Origin of the sequence: Pseudomonas sp. MIL9 (assembly GCF_016887925.1) — a bacterium.
GTDB lineage: Bacteria > Pseudomonadota > Gammaproteobacteria > Pseudomonadales > Pseudomonadaceae > Aquipseudomonas > Aquipseudomonas mohnii.
In genome coordinates this window covers 329335-346733 of the sequence record NZ_JAFEHE010000005.1, presented here as the reverse complement: position 1 = coordinate 346733, position 17399 = coordinate 329335, and the positions used below count along the sequence as shown (strand labels likewise).

Annotated in this window: 31 protein-coding genes; all 31 read left to right on the top strand. The window is 54.6% G+C overall.

The annotated features are described in order from the left end of the window. Positions 1-26: 26 nt before the first annotated feature. The 31 genes from tuf (at position 27) to bfr (ending at position 17384) form a co-directional block, all read left to right on the top strand. Positions 27-1220, top strand: a complete 1194-nt coding sequence (gene tuf / locus JQF37_RS08245; protein WP_130211430.1) for an elongation factor Tu — start codon at positions 27-29, stop codon at positions 1218-1220. Between the two features lie 157 nt (positions 1221-1377). Continuing rightward, complete coding sequence (gene rpsJ / locus JQF37_RS08240; RefSeq protein ID WP_003186070.1) at positions 1378-1689, top strand: 30S ribosomal protein S10; 312 nt, start codon at positions 1378-1380, stop codon at positions 1687-1689. Between the two features lie 80 nt (positions 1690-1769). After that, on the top strand, positions 1770-2405 hold the full coding sequence (rplC, locus tag JQF37_RS08235; RefSeq protein ID WP_003186059.1) for a 50S ribosomal protein L3: 636 nt from the start codon (positions 1770-1772) through the stop codon (positions 2403-2405). A 12-nt stretch (positions 2406-2417) separates the two neighbouring features. Next, complete coding sequence (gene rplD / locus JQF37_RS08230) at positions 2418-3020, top strand: 50S ribosomal protein L4 (RefSeq protein WP_007924200.1); 603 nt, start codon at positions 2418-2420, stop codon at positions 3018-3020. Beyond that, positions 3017-3316 (top strand): 50S ribosomal protein L23, encoded by a 300-nt coding sequence (rplW, locus tag JQF37_RS08225; protein WP_002555488.1) that lies wholly within the window; start codon positions 3017-3019, stop codon positions 3314-3316. The genes rplD and rplW overlap by 4 nt, the downstream gene beginning before the upstream one ends. A gap of 14 nt (positions 3317-3330) precedes the next feature. Then, on the top strand, positions 3331-4155 hold the full coding sequence (gene rplB / locus JQF37_RS08220; RefSeq protein WP_003186055.1) for a 50S ribosomal protein L2: 825 nt from the start codon (positions 3331-3333) through the stop codon (positions 4153-4155). 16 nt (positions 4156-4171) lie between these two features. Next, positions 4172-4447, top strand: a complete 276-nt coding sequence (gene rpsS / locus JQF37_RS08215; protein ID WP_002555486.1) for a 30S ribosomal protein S19 — start codon at positions 4172-4174, stop codon at positions 4445-4447. Between the two features lie 11 nt (positions 4448-4458). Beyond that, positions 4459-4791, top strand: a complete 333-nt coding sequence (rplV, locus tag JQF37_RS08210) for a 50S ribosomal protein L22 (protein ID WP_003103908.1) — start codon at positions 4459-4461, stop codon at positions 4789-4791. Positions 4792-4804: 13 nt separating this feature from the next. After that, positions 4805-5491 (top strand): 30S ribosomal protein S3, encoded by a 687-nt coding sequence (gene rpsC / locus JQF37_RS08205; RefSeq protein ID WP_003176422.1) that lies wholly within the window; start codon positions 4805-4807, stop codon positions 5489-5491. A 12-nt stretch (positions 5492-5503) separates the two neighbouring features. Next, positions 5504-5917: a 50S ribosomal protein L16 gene (rplP, locus tag JQF37_RS08200; protein ID WP_003228729.1), complete on the top strand. Its 414-nt coding sequence runs from the start codon at positions 5504-5506 to the stop codon at positions 5915-5917. Then, a complete protein-coding gene (gene rpmC, locus JQF37_RS08195; protein ID WP_002555481.1) occupies positions 5917-6108 on the top strand; it encodes a 50S ribosomal protein L29 in 192 nt (63 codons plus the stop codon). The genes rplP and rpmC overlap by 1 nt, the downstream gene beginning before the upstream one ends. A 2-nt stretch (positions 6109-6110) precedes the next feature. Beyond that, positions 6111-6377 carry a 30S ribosomal protein S17 gene (rpsQ, locus tag JQF37_RS08190; protein WP_003176419.1) on the top strand — a complete coding sequence of 89 codons (267 nt, stop codon included), beginning with the start codon at positions 6111-6113 and terminating at the stop codon, positions 6375-6377. Between the two features lie 23 nt (positions 6378-6400). Further along, positions 6401-6769, top strand: a complete 369-nt coding sequence (rplN, locus tag JQF37_RS08185; protein ID WP_002555479.1) for a 50S ribosomal protein L14 — start codon at positions 6401-6403, stop codon at positions 6767-6769. Between the two features lie 11 nt (positions 6770-6780). After that, positions 6781-7095 (top strand): 50S ribosomal protein L24, encoded by a 315-nt coding sequence (rplX, locus tag JQF37_RS08180; RefSeq protein WP_003186046.1) that lies wholly within the window; start codon positions 6781-6783, stop codon positions 7093-7095. A 20-nt stretch (positions 7096-7115) separates the two neighbouring features. Next, a complete protein-coding gene (gene rplE, locus JQF37_RS08175) occupies positions 7116-7655 on the top strand; it encodes a 50S ribosomal protein L5 (protein WP_003210069.1) in 540 nt (179 codons plus the stop codon). A 13-nt stretch (positions 7656-7668) separates the two neighbouring features. Beyond that, positions 7669-7974, top strand: coding sequence for a 30S ribosomal protein S14 (rpsN, locus tag JQF37_RS08170; protein WP_003176414.1), 306 nt, complete (start codon positions 7669-7671; stop codon positions 7972-7974). Between the two features lie 209 nt (positions 7975-8183). After that, positions 8184-8576 (top strand): 30S ribosomal protein S8, encoded by a 393-nt coding sequence (gene rpsH / locus JQF37_RS08165; protein ID WP_008065722.1) that lies wholly within the window; start codon positions 8184-8186, stop codon positions 8574-8576. A gap of 12 nt (positions 8577-8588) precedes the next feature. After that, a complete protein-coding gene (rplF, locus tag JQF37_RS08160) occupies positions 8589-9122 on the top strand; it encodes a 50S ribosomal protein L6 (protein ID WP_003176412.1) in 534 nt (177 codons plus the stop codon). Positions 9123-9132: 10 nt separating this feature from the next. Further along, positions 9133-9483, top strand: coding sequence for a 50S ribosomal protein L18 (rplR, locus tag JQF37_RS08155; RefSeq protein WP_003186037.1), 351 nt, complete (start codon positions 9133-9135; stop codon positions 9481-9483). A gap of 3 nt (positions 9484-9486) precedes the next feature. Next, entirely contained in the window at positions 9487-9987 is a 501-nt protein-coding gene (rpsE, locus tag JQF37_RS08150; protein ID WP_003186035.1) for a 30S ribosomal protein S5, read from the top strand. Between the two features lie 2 nt (positions 9988-9989). Continuing rightward, complete coding sequence (gene rpmD, locus JQF37_RS08145) at positions 9990-10166, top strand: 50S ribosomal protein L30 (RefSeq protein ID WP_003176408.1); 177 nt, start codon at positions 9990-9992, stop codon at positions 10164-10166. 3 nt (positions 10167-10169) lie between these two features. Next, the gene (gene rplO / locus JQF37_RS08140; RefSeq protein WP_003228720.1) at positions 10170-10607 is read left to right on the top strand and encodes a 50S ribosomal protein L15; all 438 of its coding nucleotides are present in this window, start codon (positions 10170-10172) and stop codon (positions 10605-10607) included. Beyond that, positions 10608-11936, top strand: a complete 1329-nt coding sequence (gene secY / locus JQF37_RS08135; protein WP_003228718.1) for a preprotein translocase subunit SecY — start codon at positions 10608-10610, stop codon at positions 11934-11936. 27 nt (positions 11937-11963) lie between these two features. Then, a complete protein-coding gene (rpmJ, locus tag JQF37_RS08130; protein ID WP_002555468.1) occupies positions 11964-12080 on the top strand; it encodes a 50S ribosomal protein L36 in 117 nt (38 codons plus the stop codon). Between the two features lie 130 nt (positions 12081-12210). Further along, on the top strand, positions 12211-12567 hold the full coding sequence (rpsM, locus tag JQF37_RS08125; RefSeq protein WP_008374135.1) for a 30S ribosomal protein S13: 357 nt from the start codon (positions 12211-12213) through the stop codon (positions 12565-12567). Between the two features lie 30 nt (positions 12568-12597). After that, positions 12598-12987 (top strand): 30S ribosomal protein S11, encoded by a 390-nt coding sequence (rpsK, locus tag JQF37_RS08120; protein WP_002555466.1) that lies wholly within the window; start codon positions 12598-12600, stop codon positions 12985-12987. An 18-nt stretch (positions 12988-13005) separates the two neighbouring features. Next, the gene (gene rpsD, locus JQF37_RS08115) at positions 13006-13626 is read left to right on the top strand and encodes a 30S ribosomal protein S4 (RefSeq protein ID WP_003176404.1); all 621 of its coding nucleotides are present in this window, start codon (positions 13006-13008) and stop codon (positions 13624-13626) included. Between the two features lie 22 nt (positions 13627-13648). After that, entirely contained in the window at positions 13649-14650 is a 1002-nt protein-coding gene (gene rpoA / locus JQF37_RS08110; protein WP_007924176.1) for a DNA-directed RNA polymerase subunit alpha, read from the top strand. 42 nt (positions 14651-14692) lie between these two features. Beyond that, a complete protein-coding gene (gene rplQ / locus JQF37_RS08105; protein WP_007924175.1) occupies positions 14693-15079 on the top strand; it encodes a 50S ribosomal protein L17 in 387 nt (128 codons plus the stop codon). A gap of 236 nt (positions 15080-15315) precedes the next feature. Then, positions 15316-16770 carry a catalase gene (locus JQF37_RS08100; protein ID WP_130209722.1) on the top strand — a complete coding sequence of 485 codons (1455 nt, stop codon included), beginning with the start codon at positions 15316-15318 and terminating at the stop codon, positions 16768-16770. Between the two features lie 149 nt (positions 16771-16919). Continuing rightward, positions 16920-17384, top strand: coding sequence for a bacterioferritin (gene bfr / locus JQF37_RS08095; RefSeq protein WP_025109504.1), 465 nt, complete (start codon positions 16920-16922; stop codon positions 17382-17384). Positions 17385-17399 lie beyond the last annotated feature (15 nt).

Genomic DNA, 17399 nt, shown 5'->3' with positions numbered 1-17399 from the left:
GTCCTTTAGGCAAGGAGTTAATTGTCGTGGCTAAAGAAAAATTTGATCGTTCCCTACCGCACGTAAACGTTGGCACCATCGGCCACGTTGACCACGGTAAAACCACTCTGACCGCTGCTCTGACTCGCGTCTGCTCCGAAGTTTTCGGTTCGGCTCGTGTTGACTTCGACAAGATCGACAGCGCACCAGAAGAAAAAGCTCGTGGTATCACCATCAACACCGCGCACGTAGAGTACAACTCGAGCATTCGTCACTACGCTCACGTTGACTGCCCAGGTCACGCTGACTATGTGAAGAACATGATCACTGGTGCTGCCCAGATGGACGGCGCGATCCTGGTTTGCTCGGCCGCTGATGGTCCGATGCCGCAAACTCGTGAGCACATCCTGCTGTCCCGTCAGGTAGGCGTTCCGTACATCGTGGTTTTCCTGAACAAGGCTGACCTGGTAGACGACGCTGAGCTGCTGGAACTGGTTGAGATGGAAGTTCGCGACCTGCTGTCCACCTACGACTTCCCTGGCGACGACACTCCGATCATCATCGGTTCGGCTCGTATGGCTCTGGAAGGTCTGGACGACAACGAGATGGGCACCACTGCCGTTAAGCGCCTCGTAGAGACTCTGGACAGCTACATCCCAGAACCAGAGCGTGCTATCGACAAGCCATTCCTGATGCCAATCGAAGACGTATTCTCGATCTCGGGTCGTGGTACTGTTGTGACTGGTCGTATCGAGCGCGGTATCGTTCGCGTTCAAGATGCACTGGAAATCGTTGGTCTGCGTGACACCACCACCACCACCTGCACCGGTGTTGAGATGTTCCGCAAGCTGCTCGACGAAGGTCGTGCTGGCGAGAACTGCGGCGTTCTGCTGCGTGGTACCAAGCGTGACGACGTTGAGCGTGGTCAGGTTCTGGTTAAGCCAGGTTCGGTTAAGCCGCACACCAAGTTCACCGCAGAAGTTTACGTTCTGAGCAAAGAAGAAGGCGGTCGTCACACTCCGTTCTTCAAAGGCTACCGTCCACAGTTCTACTTCCGTACTACTGACGTGACTGGTAACTGCGAGCTGCCAGAAGGCGTTGAAATGGTAATGCCAGGCGATAACATTCAAATGACTGTTACCCTGATCAAAACCATCGCAATGGAAGACGGTCTGCGCTTCGCTATCCGTGAAGGCGGCCGTACCGTTGGTGCTGGCGTTGTAGCTAAAATCATCGAGTAAGCTCCTTTTGAGTTAGCTTTGATGCTTTGAAAAGGCCCCCGCTCAGCGGGGGCTTTTTTTATTGGGTTGACACCTATCGGGGGCGTCTATAGAATTGCGCCTCCTTTTAACGGGCGTATTGCGCCCGGTGGGAATAGCAGCCGGAGTCTGAAATCCAATGCAAAATCAGCAAATCCGTATCAGGTTGAAGGCTTTCGACCATCGCCTGATCGACCAATCCACCCAGGAAATCGTGGAAACCGCGAAACGTACTGGTGCTCAAGTGCGTGGTCCAATTCCACTGCCTACCCGTAAAGAGCGGTTCACCGTTCTGGTCTCCCCGCACGTCAACAAAGACGCGCGTGACCAGTACGAGATCCGTACTCATAAGCGCGTTCTGGACATCGTCCAGCCAACGGATAAAACCGTTGATGCACTTATGAAGCTTGATCTTGCGGCCGGTGTGGAAGTGCAGATCAGCCTCGGCTAAGACTCGGTCTTAGTCGTGTAACGCTCTGAAATGGGCGGCCATAGCGGGTGAAAGCCCCGTACACTCATGAGGTTTACAACATGACTATTGGTGTAGTCGGTCGTAAATGCGGTATGACCCGTATTTTCACCGAAGAAGGTGTCTCCATTCCGGTCACGGTCATTGAGATCGAGCCGAATCGCGTCACCCAGTTCAAAACTGAAGAGACCGATGGCTATCGTGCAGTGCAAGTCACTGTCGGCGAGCGTCGTGCTTCGCGTGTAACAGCAGCTCAGGCTGGCCACTTCGCTAAAGCGAACGTTGCCGCTGGTCGTACCGTAATGGAATTCCGTCTTGAAGAAGGCGAGTACCAGGCCGGCGATCTGATCAACGCTGAAATCTTCGCCGCTGGTCAACTGGTTGATGTAACCGGTCAGTCCAAGGGTAAAGGCTTCCAGGGTACGATCAAGCGTTGGAACTTCCGCGGGCAAGATAACACCCACGGTAACTCCGTATCCCACCGCGTTCCAGGCTCTATCGGCCAGTGCCAGACTCCTGGTCGTGTATTCAAGGGCAAAAAAATGTCCGGTCATATGGGCGCTGAGCGCGTGACCGTGCAGTCCCTCGAAGTAGTGCGCGTGGACGCTGAACGCAATCTGTTGTTGGTCAAGGGCGCTGTTCCTGGCGCTACTGGCGGCAACTTGGTTGTACGTCCAGCAGCCAAGGCTCGCGGTTAAGGGGAAGCTGACATGCAATTAAATGTAAATGACGCTCAAGCGATCGAAGTTTCCGAACTGACATTTGGCGGCGAATTCAACGAGACGCTGGTTCACCAAGCAGTCGTGGCCTACATGGCTGGCGGCCGTCAAGGTAGCAAGCAGCAAAAGACCCGTTCCGACGTTTCTGGTGGCGGTAAGCGCCCATGGCGTCAGAAAGGTACTGGCCGTGCTCGTGCCGGTACTATCCGTAGCCCAATCTGGCGTGGCGGCGGTACCACTTTCGCAGCTCGTCCTCAGGATCACTCCCAGAAGCTGAACAAGAAGATGTATCGCGCAGCAATGCGTTCCATCCTTGCTGAGCTGGTGCGTACTGATCGTCTGGTCGTGGTTCAGGATTTCGCTGTTGAAACGCCGAAAACCAAAGACCTGCTGGGCAAGCTGAACAACATGAGCCTGACCGATGTTTTGATCGTGTCGGACGCTGTTGATCAGAACCTGTACCTGGCTGCTCGTAACCTGCCGCACGTAGATGTACGTGACGTGCAAGGTTCCGATCCAGTTAGTCTGATCGCATACGACAAGGTGTTGATCACCGTGTCGGCCGTGAAGAAATTCGAGGAGCTGCTGGGATGAACCAGGAACGCGTATTTAAAGTTCTGCTTGGCCCGCACGTTTCCGAGAAGGCTACGGTTCTGGCAGACAAGAAAGGCCAGTTCGTTTTCAAGGTTGCTACTGATGCAACCAAGCTGGAAATCAAGAAGGCCGTCGAAAGCCTGTTCAGCGTGAAAGTAGAGCGTGTTACTACCCTGAATGTTCTGGGTAAGAGCAAGCGCACTGCTCGCGGTCTGGGCAAGCGTAATGACTGGAAGAAGGCGGTTATCTCCCTTCAGCCAGGCCAAGATCTCGATTTCAGCAGCAGTGCTGAGTAAGGAAGGGGTGCATCATGGCAATCGTTAAATGCAAACCGACTTCCCCTGGCCGCCGTTTTGTGGTCAAGGTGGTCAACCAGGAGCTGCATAAAGGCGCTCCTCACGCACCGCTGCTCGAGAAGAAGTCGAAGTCTGGTGGTCGTAACAACAATGGCCGTATTACCACTCGTCACATCGGTGGTGGTCATAAGCAGCATTATCGTCTGGTCGACTTCCGTCGCAACGACAAAGATGGCATCGCTGCCACTGTCGAGCGTATCGAATACGATCCAAACCGTACTGCTCACATCGCTCTGCTGCTGTACGCAGATGGCGAGCGTCGCTACATCATCGCCCCTAAAGGCGTGAGCGCTGGCGACCAGCTGATCGCAGGTGCTCTGGCACCGATCAAGCCGGGCAACGCTCTGCAACTGCGTAACATTCCAGTTGGTAGCACCGTACACGGCATCGAATTGAAGCCAGGTAAAGGCGCACAGATCGCTCGCTCCGCTGGTGCTTCGGCTCAGCTGATCGCTCGTGAAGGTGTCTACGTGACCCTGCGTCTGCGTTCTGGTGAGATGCGTAAAGTGCTGGCTGAATGCCGCGCGACCCTGGGTGAAGTCTCGAACTCCGAGCACAGCCTGCGTTCGCTGGGTAAAGCTGGTGCCAAACGCTGGCGTGGCGTTCGCCCAACCGTTCGTGGTGTTGCCATGAACCCGGTTGACCACCCACATGGTGGTGGTGAAGGTCGTACCTCTGGTGGTCGTCATCCGGTATCGCCATGGGGCTTCCCGACTAAGGGCGCGAAGACTCGTGGTAATAAGCGTACCGACAAAATGATCGTCCGTCGTCGCAAGTAAATAGAGGGATACGACAGTGCCACGTTCTCTGAAAAAAGGTCCTTTTATCGATCTTCACCTACTGAAGAAGATCGAAGTGGCGGCGGAAAAGAACGATCGCAAACCAGTTAAAACCTGGTCGCGTCGTTCGATGATCCTGCCACAAATGGTCGGTCTGACCATCGCAGTACACAACGGTCGTCAACACGTCCCAGTTCTCGTTAACGAAGACATGGTCGGCCACAAACTGGGCGAGTTCGCCGGTACCCGCACTTATCGTGGGCACGTGGCAGACAAGAAAGCCAAGCGTTAAGGGGTTAGGAAATGGAAGTAGCCGCTAAGTTGTCGGGCGCTCGAATCTCCGCCCAGAAAGCCCGCTTGGTCGCCGACCAGATCCGCGGGAAGAAGGTGGGCGAAGCGCTCAACCTGTTGGCTTTCAGCAGTAAGAAAGCCGCCGAGATCATGAAGAAAGTGCTGGAGTCGGCCGTAGCCAACGCCGAGCATAACGAAGGCGCAGACGTTGATGACCTGAAAGTCAGCACCGTTTTCGTTAACGAAGGGCGTTCGCTGAAGCGCATCATGCCACGTGCCAAAGGCCGTGCTGATCGCATCGTCAAGCGGTCTTGCCATATCACTGTCAAGGTTGCTGACAAGTAACGGAGTCGAAGAGATGGGTCAGAAAGTACATCCCATTGGCATTCGCCTGGGAATCGTCAAGGAGCACACCTCCGTCTGGTACGCAGACGGTCGGACTTATGCGGACTACTTGTTCGCTGATCTGAAGGTGCGTGAGTATCTCCAAGACAAACTAAAAAGCGCGTCCGTAAGCCGTATCGATATCCATCGTCCGGCCCAAACTGCACGTATCACCATTCACACCGCTCGCCCAGGTATCGTTATCGGGAAGAAAGGTGAAGATGTTGAGAAACTGCGTCAGGACCTGACCAAGCAAATGGGTGTGCCTGTGCACATCAATATCGAAGAGATCCGCAAGCCGGAGCTCGACGGTATGCTGGTTGCGCAGAGCGTAGCTCAGCAGCTGGAGCGTCGCGTTATGTTCCGTCGCGCTATGAAGCGCGCTGTACAGAACGCAATGCGCATTGGTGCCAAGGGCATCAAAATCCAAGTGAGCGGTCGTCTCGGCGGTGCTGAAATCGCACGTACTGAATGGTATCGCGAAGGTCGTGTGCCACTGCACACCCTGCGTGCCGACATCGACTATGCCAACTACGAAGCTCACACCACCTACGGTGTGATCGGTGTAAAGGTTTGGATCTTCAAAGGCGAAGTAATTGGTGGTCGCCAAGAAGAACTGAAACCACAAGCACCAGCGCCTCGTAAAAAAGCTGCTAAGTAAGGGGTACGCCAAATGTTGCAACCAAAGCGTACGAAGTTCCGCAAGCAAATGACTGGTCACAACCGTGGCCTGGCATTGCGCGGTAGCAAAGTCAGCTTCGGCGAGTTCGCGCTGAAGTCTGTTGCTCGTGGTCGTCTCACCGCTCGTCAGATCGAGTCAGCGCGTCGTGCTCTGACCCGTCACGTAAAACGTGGCGGCAAGATCTGGATCCGTGTATTCCCGGACAAGCCTATTTCCAAAAAACCACTCGAAGTTCGGATGGGTAAAGGTAAGGGTAACGTCGAATACTGGGTTGCCCAGATTCAGCCAGGCAAAGTCCTGTATGAAATCGAGGGTGTTTCTGAAGAGCTGGCGCGTGAGGCTTTCGCCCTGGCTGCTGCAAAGCTGCCGCTCGCCACCTCCTTTGTTAAACGGACGGTGATGTGATGAAAGCGAATGAACTTCGTGAAAAATCCGCACAGCAGCTGAACGAGCAACTGCTCGGCTTGCTGCGCGACCAGTTCAATCTGCGTATGCAGAAAGCAACTGGCCAGTTGGGGCAGTCTCATCTGCTCTCGCAAGTTAAGCGTGACATCGCTCGCGTGAAGACTGTGCTCAACCAGCAGGCAGGTAAGTAATCATGGCTGAAGCCGAAAAAACTGTCCGTACGCTGACTGGCCGTGTTGTCAGCGACAAGATGGACAAAACCATCACCGTTCTGATCGAGCGTCGCGTAAAGCACCCGATCTACGGTAAATACGTTAAGCGTTCGACTAAGCTGCACGCGCACGACGAAACCAATCAGTGCCACATCGGCGACAAAGTCACTATTCGTGAAACTCGTCCTTTGGCCAAGACCAAGTCTTGGGCGCTGGTTGATGTTCTCGAACGCGCTGTGGAAGTCTAAGGACTAGGGGTCGGAGAAATTATATGATTCAGACTCAATCCATGCTCGATGTGGCCGATAACAGCGGCGCTCGCCGCGTTATGTGCATCAAGGTGCTGGGTGGCTCCCATCGTCGTTACGCTGGTATCGGTGACATCATCAAAGTTACCGTGAAGGAAGCAATTCCTCGCGGTAAGGTGAAAAAAGGCCAAGTGATGACTGCTGTTGTAGTCCGCACTCGTCACGGCGTACGTCGTGCTGATGGCTCCATTATCCGCTTTGATGGCAACGCTGCTGTTCTTCTGAACAACAAGCAAGAGCCAATCGGCACCCGTATCTTTGGGCCAGTGACCCGTGAACTTCGTACTGAGAAGTTCATGAAGATCGTCTCGCTCGCCCCAGAAGTGCTGTAAGGAGATCCGACATGCAAAAGATTCGTCGTGACGACGAGATCATCGTGATCGCCGGCAAAGACAAAGGTAAGCGCGGTAAGGTGCTGAAGGTTCTTGCTGACAACCGTCTGGTTGTTGGTGGTCTGAACCTGGTCAAGCGTCATACCAAGCCTAACCCGATGTCGGGCGTACAGGGCGGTATCGTCGAGAAAGAAGCGCCACTGCACGCTTCCAACGTCGCCATCTTCAACGGCGAAACCAACAAGGCTGACCGCGTTGGTTTCAAAGTAGAAGACGGTAAGAAAATTCGTGTCTTCAAGTCGACCCAAAAAGCGGTTGATGCTTGAACACTGCTAGGTAGAAGACCATGGCACGACTAAAAGAGATTTACCGGAAGGAAATCGCTCCGAAACTTAAGGAAGAACTTAAGCTTTCGAACGTGATGGAAGTTCCGCGCGTTACCAAAATCACCCTGAACATGGGTCTGGGCGAAGCGATCGGCGACAAAAAAGTCATCGAGCACGCTGTTGCTGACCTGGAAAAGATCACCGGCCAGAAAGTCGTTGTGACCTACGCTCGCAAATCCATCGCTGGCTTTAAAGTCCGTGAAGGTTGGCCGATCGGCGTCAAAGTGACCCTGCGCCGTGAGCGTATGTACGAGTTCCTGGATCGTCTGCTGTCGATCTCCCTGCCTCGGGTTCGCGACTTCCGCGGCCTGAATGCCAAGTCCTTCGATGGTCGTGGCAACTACAGCATGGGCGTGAAAGAGCAGATCATCTTCCCGGAAATCGACTACGACAAGATCGATGCTCTCCGCGGTCTGGACATCACCCTGACCACCACTGCCAAGAACGATGATGAAGGCCGCGCTCTGCTGCGTGCGTTCAAATTCCCGTTCCGCAACTGATTGGAGTAGGACCATGGCCAAGATGAGCATGAAAAACCGCGAGCTGAAGCGTCAGCTCACGGTTGCCAAGTACGCCAAGAAGCGTGCAGCACTGAAAGCTATCATCGTTGATCTGAACGCAAGTCCAGAAGCGCGTTGGGAAGCTACAGTGGCCCTGCAGAAGCAGCCACGTGACGCAAGCGCTTCGCGCATGCGTAACCGCTGCCGCCTGACCGGTCGTCCGCACGGCGTTTACCGCAAGTTCGGCCTCGGCCGTAACAAACTGCGTGAAGCGGCAATGCGTGGTGACGTACCAGGTCTGGTTAAAGCTAGCTGGTAAGTACTGTCAAAGTCTCGGTGGTCGGAATCGCAAGATCCTGACCACTGGTGGCCTTGAATCTGAATCAAGCCCCTTTTGGGGCTTGATTCATTTCTGGGGTGTGTCTAGAATACCCGGCTCGCCTGAGCCCGTGTTTTCTACGCTCGGAGATTCTCGGCGACACGTAATAGCCGCAAGGCTAATTTTTTTGTATTAGGAGCGTCTAGCCCATGAGTATGCAGGACCCGTTAGCGGACATGCTAACTCGTATCCGTAATGCCCAGATGGCTGAAAAGTCCGTCGTAAGCATGCCATCTTCCACGTTGAAGGTAGCTGTTGCCAAAGTCCTGAAGGACGAAGGTTACATTGCGGGTTATCAGATCAGCAGCGAAACAAAGCCACTGCTGTCCATCGAGCTGAAATACTTCGAAGGCCGTCCGGTTATCGAAGAAGTGAAGCGCGTTAGCCGTCCAGGCCTGCGTCAGTACAAGTCCGTCGATGATCTGCCAAAAGTTCGTGGCGGTCTCGGTGTGTCTATCGTCTCCACCAACAAGGGTGTGATGACTGATCGTGCTGCGCGCGCTGCCGGTGTCGGCGGCGAAGTTCTTTGCACTGTGTTCTAAGGGGGGATAAGCATGTCTCGCGTCGCTAAGAACCCCGTTAAGCTGCCAGCCGGTGTCGAAGTAAAATTCGCAGGTCAACAGCTTTCGGTGAAGGGTGCCAAGGGCACTCTCGAACTGAACATCCATTCGTCCGTTGAGATTGTTGAAGAAGCTGGTGAGCTGCGTTTCGCTGCTCGCAATGGCGATCAACAAACTCGCGCAATGGCTGGTACCACTCGTGCGTTGGTAAACAACATGGTCCAAGGCGTAAGCCAAGGCTTCGAGCGCAAGCTCCAGCTGGTCGGTGTTGGTTACAAAGCGCAAGCAAAAGGCACAGTGCTGAACCTGGCTCTTGGCTTCTCGCATCCAGTGGATTACGAACTGCCGGAAGGCATCACCGCTGAGACTCCTAGCCAGACCGATATCCTGATCAAGGGCATCGACAAGCAGCTGGTAGGTCAAGTGGCCGCCGAGATCCGCGACTTCCGTCCACCAGAGCCATACAAAGGCAAAGGTGTGCGCTACGCGGACGAAGTCGTCCGTCGTAAAGAAGCCAAGAAGAAGTAGGGCATAGCAAATGACCGACAAAAAAGTTACTCGACTGCGTCGCGCTCGCAAAGCACGCCTGAAAATGCACGAACTCGAAGTCGTGCGTCTCTGCGTGTTCCGCTCTTCGCAGCACATTTACGCCCAGGTCATTTCGGCCGACGGCAACAAAGTCCTGGCAAGCGCCTCGACTTTGGATAAAGAACTGCGTGATGGCGCCACTGGCAACATCGACGCGGCCACTAAGGTTGGCCAGCTGGTCGCTACGCGTGCTAAGGCCGCTGGCGTCTCGCAGGTGGCTTTCGACCGCTCTGGCTTCAAGTACCATGGCCGCGTTAAAGCGTTGGCTGATGCTGCTCGTGAAGCTGGGCTGGAGTTCTAAGTTATGTCAAATAACGACCAAAAGCGCGACGAAGGCTACATTGAGAAGCTGGTTCAAGTTAACCGCGTAGCCAAAACCGTTAAAGGCGGCCGTATCTTCACTTTCACCGCGTTGACCGTGGTTGGTGATGGTAAAGGGCGCGTTGGCTTCGGCCGTGGCAAGTCGCGTGAAGTGCCTGCTGCGATCCAGAAGGCAATGGAAGCTGCTCGCCGCAACATGATCCAGGTTGATCTGAACGGCACCACTCTGCAGTACGCAATGAAGTCCGCTCACGGCGCTTCGAAGGTGTACATGCAGCCTGCTTCTGAAGGTACCGGTATCATCGCTGGCGGCGCTATGCGTGCCGTTCTCGAAGTTGCTGGCGTTCAGAACGTTCTGGCCAAGTGCTACGGCTCGACTAACCCGGTAAACGTGGTTCACGCCACTTTCAAAGGTTTGAAGGCTATGCAGTCTCCTGAATCCATTGCCGCCAAGCGTGGCAAAAGCGTCAAGGAGATCTTCTGATCATGGCTACCGTTAAAGTTACGCTGATCAAAAGCATGACCGGCCGCATCCCTAACCACAAACTGTGCGTTAAGGGTCTGGGTCTGCGTCGCATCGGTCACACTGTAGAAGTCCAGGATACTCCCGAGAATCGCGGGATGATCAACAAGGCTTACTACATGCTGCGTGTCGAGGGTTAATCGATGAAGCTCAATGATCTGAGTCCAGCGCCGGGTTCCCGTCGCGAAAAGCATCGTCCGGGCCGTGGTATCGGTAGTGGTTTGGGTAAGACTGGTGGCCGTGGTCACAAAGGTCAGACTTCCCGCTCCGGTGGCACCATTGCTCCAGGCTTTGAAGGCGGTCAACAGCCGCTGCATCGTCGCCTGCCGAAGTTCGGTTTCGTTTCCCTGAAAGCCATGGATCGCGCAGAAGTGCGTCTGTCCGAGCTGGCTAAAGTGGAAGGCGACATCGTCACCGTGCAGTCCCTGAAAGATGCCAACGTGATCAACGTCAACGTACAGCGTGTGAAAATCATGCTGTCCGGTGAAGTGACTCGCGCTGTCACTATCGGCAAGGGAATCGGCGCCACCAAAGGTGCGCGTGCGGCTATCGAAGCAGCTGGCGGCAAGTTCGAGGAATAAATGGCTAAGCAAGGTGCTCTCTCTGCGCTCGGCAAAGGCGGTATGTCTGAACTCTGGGCTCGTCTGCGTTTTCTGTTCCTGGCGATTATCGTCTACCGAATAGGCGCACACATCCCGGTTCCAGGTATCAACCCGGACCGACTCGCGGACCTGTTTCGACAGAATGAGGGGACCATTCTTAGCTTGTTCAACATGTTTTCCGGCGGCGCGCTGGAACGGATGAGCATCTTTGCATTGGGGATCATGCCGTACATTTCGGCATCGATCATCATGCAGCTGATGACCGCCGTCAGCCCGCAGCTGGAGCAGTTGAAGAAGGAAGGTGAAGCTGGCCGTCGCAAGATCAGCCAGTACACCCGCTACGGCACTGTCGTCCTCGCTCTCGTTCAGGCCATTGGCATGTCCATTGGTCTGGCGGGGCAGGGCGTAGCGTTCACTGGTGACTTTGGCTTCCATTTCGTCGCGGTATCCACTTTTGTGGCTGGTGCGATGTTCATGATGTGGCTGGGTGAGCAGATTACTGAGCGTGGTGTTGGCAACGGTATCTCGATGTTGATTTTTTCGGGTATCGTCGCCGGTCTTCCGAGAGCGATCGGGCAGTCTTTCGAGTCTGCACGTCAGGGTGATATCAACATCTTCGCCCTGGTTGCCATCGGTTTGCTGGCAGTAGCGATTATCGGTTTCGTGGTGTTCATTGAGCGTGGCCAGCGTCGTATTGCTGTTCACTACGCCAAGCGTCAGCAGGGTCGCAAGGTCTTCGCTGCGCAGACCAGCCACTTGCCGCTGAAGGTGAACATGGCCGGTGTTATTCCGGCTATTTTCGCGAGCAGCATATTGCTGTTCCCGGCTTCGTTGGGTGCCTGGTTCGGTCAGTCTGAAGGTATGGGCTGGTTGCAGGACATCTCGCAGTCGATCGCTCCTGGTCAGCCGTTGAATATTCTGCTGTTTAGTGCAGGGATTATTTTCTTCTGCTTCTTCTATACGGCGTTGATGTTCAATCCGAAAGACGTAGCGGAAAACCTGAAGAAGTCCGGTGCCTTTATTCCGGGCATCCGTCCAGGTGAGCAGTCTGCGCGCTACATTGATGGCGTTCTGACTCGCTTGACCATGTTCGGTGCTCTTTACATGACGGCCGTCTGCCTGTTGCCCCAGTTCCTGGTGGTTGCAGCCAACGTTCCGTTCTACCTTGGCGGGACCTCGTTGCTGATCGTGGTCGTGGTTGTGATGGACTTCATGTCCCAAGTACAATCGCACCTCGTTTCGCACCAGTACGAATCCCTGATGAAGAAAGCCAACCTGAAGGGTTACGGCAGCGGCATGTTGCGCTGAGTACCCATAAGGTTCGAGGAGTTGGTGATGAAAGTTCGTGCATCGGTGAAAAAGCTGTGCCGTAACTGCAAGATTATTCGCCGCGAAGGTGTTGTTCGAGTAATTTGCAGCGCGGAACCGCGTCACAAACAGCGCCAAGGCTGAGTGTGATTGTGCTTCAAGCCCGGCAGCTAGTGCGCTGCCGGGTTGATTATTTGTTATTACAGCGATATTATCTCGCGCCCTATTTCTTGGCTTCCGGGGCGTAGGTAGCTGTCAATTGGAGTCCCACTGAATGGCCCGTATTGCAGGCGTTAACATTCCAGATAACAAGCATACTGTTATCTCGCTGACCTACATCTATGGTGTTGGTCGCACTACTGCACAGAAAATTTGTGCAGATACTGGGGTAAACCCAGCAGCAAAGATCAAGGATCTGAGCGACGAGCAAATTGAACAGCTGCGTGGCGAAGTGGCGAAGTTCACCACTGAAGGTGACCTGCGTCGCGAAATCAACATGAAAATCAAGCGCTTGATGGACCTCGGTTGCTATCGCGGTCTGCGTCATCGTCGTGGTCTGCCAGTACGCGGTCAGCGTACCAAGACCAACGCGCGTACCCGTAAAGGTCCGCGTAAGCCGATCCGCAAGTAATCGCCCCAGCGAATCGACAGGAAATTAATCATGGCAAAACCTGCTGCTCGTCCTCGTAAAAAAGTTAAAAAGACAGTGGTTGATGGCATCGCCCACATCCATGCATCTTTTAACAACACCATCGTGACCATTACCGACCGTCAAGGTAACGCTCTTTCCTGGGCTACCTCCGGTGGTTCGGGTTTCCGCGGTTCCCGCAAGTCCACCCCGTTTGCTGCTCAAGTAGCTGCTGAACGTGCTGGTCAAGCTGCGCTGGAATACGGCCTGAAAAACCTCGACGTAAACGTCAAAGGTCCAGGTCCAGGTCGTGAATCCGCAGTCCGCGCTTTGAACGGCTGTGGCTACAAGATCGCCAGCATCACCGACGTGACGCCAATCCCGCACAACGGGTGCCGTCCGCCGAAGAAGCGCCGCGTGTAATCCAGGAGATTGTAAAGAATGGCTCGTTACATTGGTCCAAAATGCAAACTCGCTCGTCGCGAAGGCACCGATCTCTTCCTGAAGAGCGGCGTGCGCGCGATCGAATCGAAGTGCAACATTGAAGCAGCACCTGGTATCCACGGCCAACGCCGCGGTCGCCAGTCCGATTACGGCACCCAACTGCGTGAAAAGCAGAAGGTCCGTCGTATCTACGGCGTTCTCGAGCGTCAATTCAGCGGCTACTACAAAGAAGCTGCTGGCAAGAAAGGCGCAACTGGCGAAAACCTGTTGCAACTGCTCGAATGCCGTCTGGACAACGTTGTATACCGTATGGGCTTTGGTTCGACTCGTGCCGAATCTCGCCAGCTGGTATCGCACAAGTCGATCAGCGTAAACGGTCAGACCGTTAACGTACCGTCCTACCAGGTTCGTGCTGGTGACGTGGTTGCTGTTCGCGAGAAAGCAAAAAATCAACTTCGCATTGTCCAAGCTCTCGATCTGTGTGCCCAACGTGGCCGCGTAGAATGGGTAGAAGTAGACACTGAGAAGAAGTCGGGCGTTTTCAAGAACGTTCCAGCTCGCAGTGATCTGTCCGCCGACATCAACGAAAGCCTGATTGTCGAGCTCTACTCCAAGTAAGGGCTAGAAAATAGGTGCATCCATGCAGATTTCGGTAAATGAGTTCCTGACACCCCGCCACATTGATGTGCAGGTTGTCAGTCCAACCCGCGCCAAGATCACTCTCGAGCCTCTCGAGCGTGGCTTTGGCCACACCCTGGGCAACGCGCTGCGCCGCATCCTGTTGTCCTCAATGCCCGGCTGTGCAGTAGTCGAGGCCGAGATTGACGGTGTGCTCCACGAGTACAGCGCCATCGAAGGTGTACAGGAAGACGTAATTGAAATCCTGTTGAACCTTAAAGGTCTGGCTATCAAGCTGCACGGCCGTGACGAAGTTACGCTGACCTTGTCGAAGAAGGGTTCGGGGGTGGTTACCGCTGCCGATATTCAGCTGGATCATGATGTCGAGATCGTTAACCCCGATCACGTAATCGCTAACCTGGCGTCTAACGGCGCCCTGAACATGAAGCTCGTCGTAGCTCGTGGTCGTGGTTATGAACCGGCAGACTCGCGTCAGAGCGATGAAGACGAAAGCCGCAGCATCGGTCGCTTGCAGCTTGACTCTTCGTTCAGCCCGGTTCGCCGTATCGCATACGTGGTGGAAAACGCCCGTGTCGAACAGCGTACTAACCTGGACAAGCTGGTTATTGATCTGGAAACCAACGGTACTCTGGATCCTGAAGAGGCTATCCGCCGCGCTGCAACCATCCTGCAACAGCAGTTGGCTGCGTTCGTCGACCTCAAAGGTGACAGCGAACCAGTGGTAATCGAGCAAGAAGACGAGATCGATCCGATCCTGCTTCGCCCGGTTGACGATCTGGAACTGACTGTACGTTCGGCCAACTGCCTTAAGGCGGAAAACATCTACTACATCGGTGACCTGATTCAGCGTACCGAAGTAGAGCTGTTGAAGACTCCGAACCTGGGCAAGAAATCCTTGACTGAAATCAAGGACGTTCTGGCCTCCCGCGGTCTGTCCCTCGGCATGCGCCTCGACAACTGGCCGCCTGCAAGTCTTAAGAAGGACGACAAGGCGACTGCCTGATCGTCGTAATCACCGAACGTAGTGTTTGGTAAGGAATGAACCATGCGTCATCGTAAAAGTGGTCGTCACCTCAGCCGCACCAGCTCGCACCGCAAGGCCATGTTCCAGAACATGGCGGTGTCGCTGTTCGAGCACGAGCTGATCAAAACTACTCTGCCAAAAGCCAAAGAACTGCGTCGCGTTGCTGAGCCGCTGATCACTCTGGCCAAGACAGACAGCCTGGCTAACCGTCGTCTGGCTTTCGACCGTACTCGTTCGAAAGCTATCGTTGGTAAGCTCTTCAACGACCTGGGCAAGCGTTACGCTACCCGTGAGGGTGGCTACCTGCGCATCCTCAAGTGCGGTTTCCGCGCTGGCGACAACGCGCCTATGGCGTACGTCGAGTTGGTTGATCGTGCTGTCGGCGGTGAAGCTGTATCCGCTGAGTAAGACGTCAGTCTGAAACAAGGAACCGGGCCCAGTGCCCGGTTTTTTGTGCCTGTAAGAAATGCGCTCTACGTACAAGCTTCAAGCCTTCCTGGTCGGCACTATAAGTGTGGGTTGATCATTAGTAATTTTCTATCGATCTCCGCAAGTTAATGAATTTGTGGCGGTCACGATGATGATCAATACTTCCCGCCAAGCCGATTCCCCGGCAGTTCAAGACTGACAAAGGAAGAGTTCGCATGAGCCAAAATAAAACACTGACCACCGCCAGTGGCGCTCCTGTCGCCGATAATCAGAATTCCCGTTCCGCCGGCCCTCGGGGCCCGCTGCTGCTCGACGATTTCCACCTGATCGAGAAACTCGCCCATTTCAACCGGGAAAACATCCCTGAACGACGTGTACACGCCAAAGGTTCAGGTGCGTACGGTACGTTTACCGTGACTCGCGACATTACTCAGCTCACCAGCGCCAAGCTGTTTGAAACAGTGGGTAAACAAACGCCGACCTTTTTGCGGTTTTCCACCGTTGGCGGTGAGCGCGGTTCGGCGGATACCGAGCGCGATCCACGCGGCTTCGCGTTGAAGTTCTACACCGAGGAAGGAAATTGGGACATTGTTGGCAACAACACGCCAGTGTTCTTCATCCGCGATCCGCTCAAATTTCCGGACTTTATCCATACGCAAAAGCGGCTGCCGCAAAGCAATCTCAAAAGCGCGCAGGCGATGTGGGACTTCTGGTCCCACTCTCCTGAAGCGCTGCACCAGGTCACGATCCTGTTTTCCGATCGTGGCATTCCTGATGGCTATCGTCACATGCACGGCTTCGGCAGTCACACGTACAGCTTGATCAATGCCAATGGCGAACGCCATTGGGTCAAGTGGCACTACAAGACCCGACAAGGGATCAAGAACCTGGCGCCGGCAGAAGCTGCGCGCCTCGCGGGTACTGATCCGGATTACGCCCAGCGTGATCTGTTCAGCGCCATCGAGCGTGGCGACTTCCCGAAATGGCGTGTGTGCATCCAGATCATGACCGAAGCACAAGCTGCCGCGCATTATGAGAACCCGTTCGACGTGACCAAGACCTGGTCGCAGAAAGAGTTTCCGTTGATTGAGGTCGGCGAGTTGGAGCTCAATCGCAACCCGCTCAACTATTTCGCGGAAGTCGAACAAGCAGCGTTTGGCCCAAGCAATATGGTACCGGGAGTTGGGCTGTCGCCAGACCGGATGCTACAGGGACGCGTTTTCGCTTATGCCGATGCTCACCGCTACCGTGTTGGCACCAATCACCAACAATTGCCGGTTAACGCTCCGCGTAGCCCGGTTAACAGCTATCAGCGCGATGGATCGATGGCGTTTGGCACCAATGGCGGTGCAGCACCCAACTACGAACCGAACAGTTATGTCGAATCGCCTAAACAAGCACCTCGTTACGCTGAGCCGGCGCTCGCGTTAAGCGGTTCGGCCGATCGCTACGATCACCGCAAGGATACCGATTACTACAGTCATGCCGGCGCGCTGTTTCGCCTGATGAGCGATGAGCAGAAAGCGTTGTTGGTCGGTAACATTGCCGGTGCGATGGGGGGTGTATCCAGTGATGTGGTTGACCGCCAATTGCAGCATTTCTACAAGGCTGATCCGGCGTATGGAGAAGCAATCGCGAAACTGCTCGACGTACAGCTTAACGAAGTCTAAATGAGAAGCAGAACCGCCCTTGATTGGGCGGTTTTTGCGTTAATTAAGCTGCTTTTCTCAGAATATCTTCGCTTTTATTGCTTGAATCGAGTGACCTGCCAGGCAGCTTGGTTCAAACTACAGACTTTCAAGCAGGGAGATGTAGGGCGATGCAAGGCCACCCAGACGTTATCGATTACCTCAACACGTTGCTGACCGGCGAATTGGCCGCGCGTGATCAATATTTCGTCCATTCGCGGATGTATGAGGACTGGGGATTCACCAAGCTCTACGAACGAATCAATCACGAAATGGAAGAAGAAGCCGGTCACGCCGATGCGTTGATGCGGCGGATACTGATGCTGGAAGGCACGCCACGTATGCGTCCGGACGATCTCGATGTGGGCACTACAGTGCCTGAGATGCTCGAGGCGGATCTGCGCCTTGAGTACAAGGTTCGCGCAGCACTGTGCAAAGGTATCGAGCTCTGCGAGCAGCACAAGGACTACGTCAGTCGCGAAATCTTGCGTATTCAGCTCAATGACACCGAAGAAGATCACACCTACTGGCTGGAAAAGCAGTTGGGTCTGATCAAGTTGATCGGTCTCGAGAACTACCTGCAATCGCACACCTGATTGCGGCGGATATCA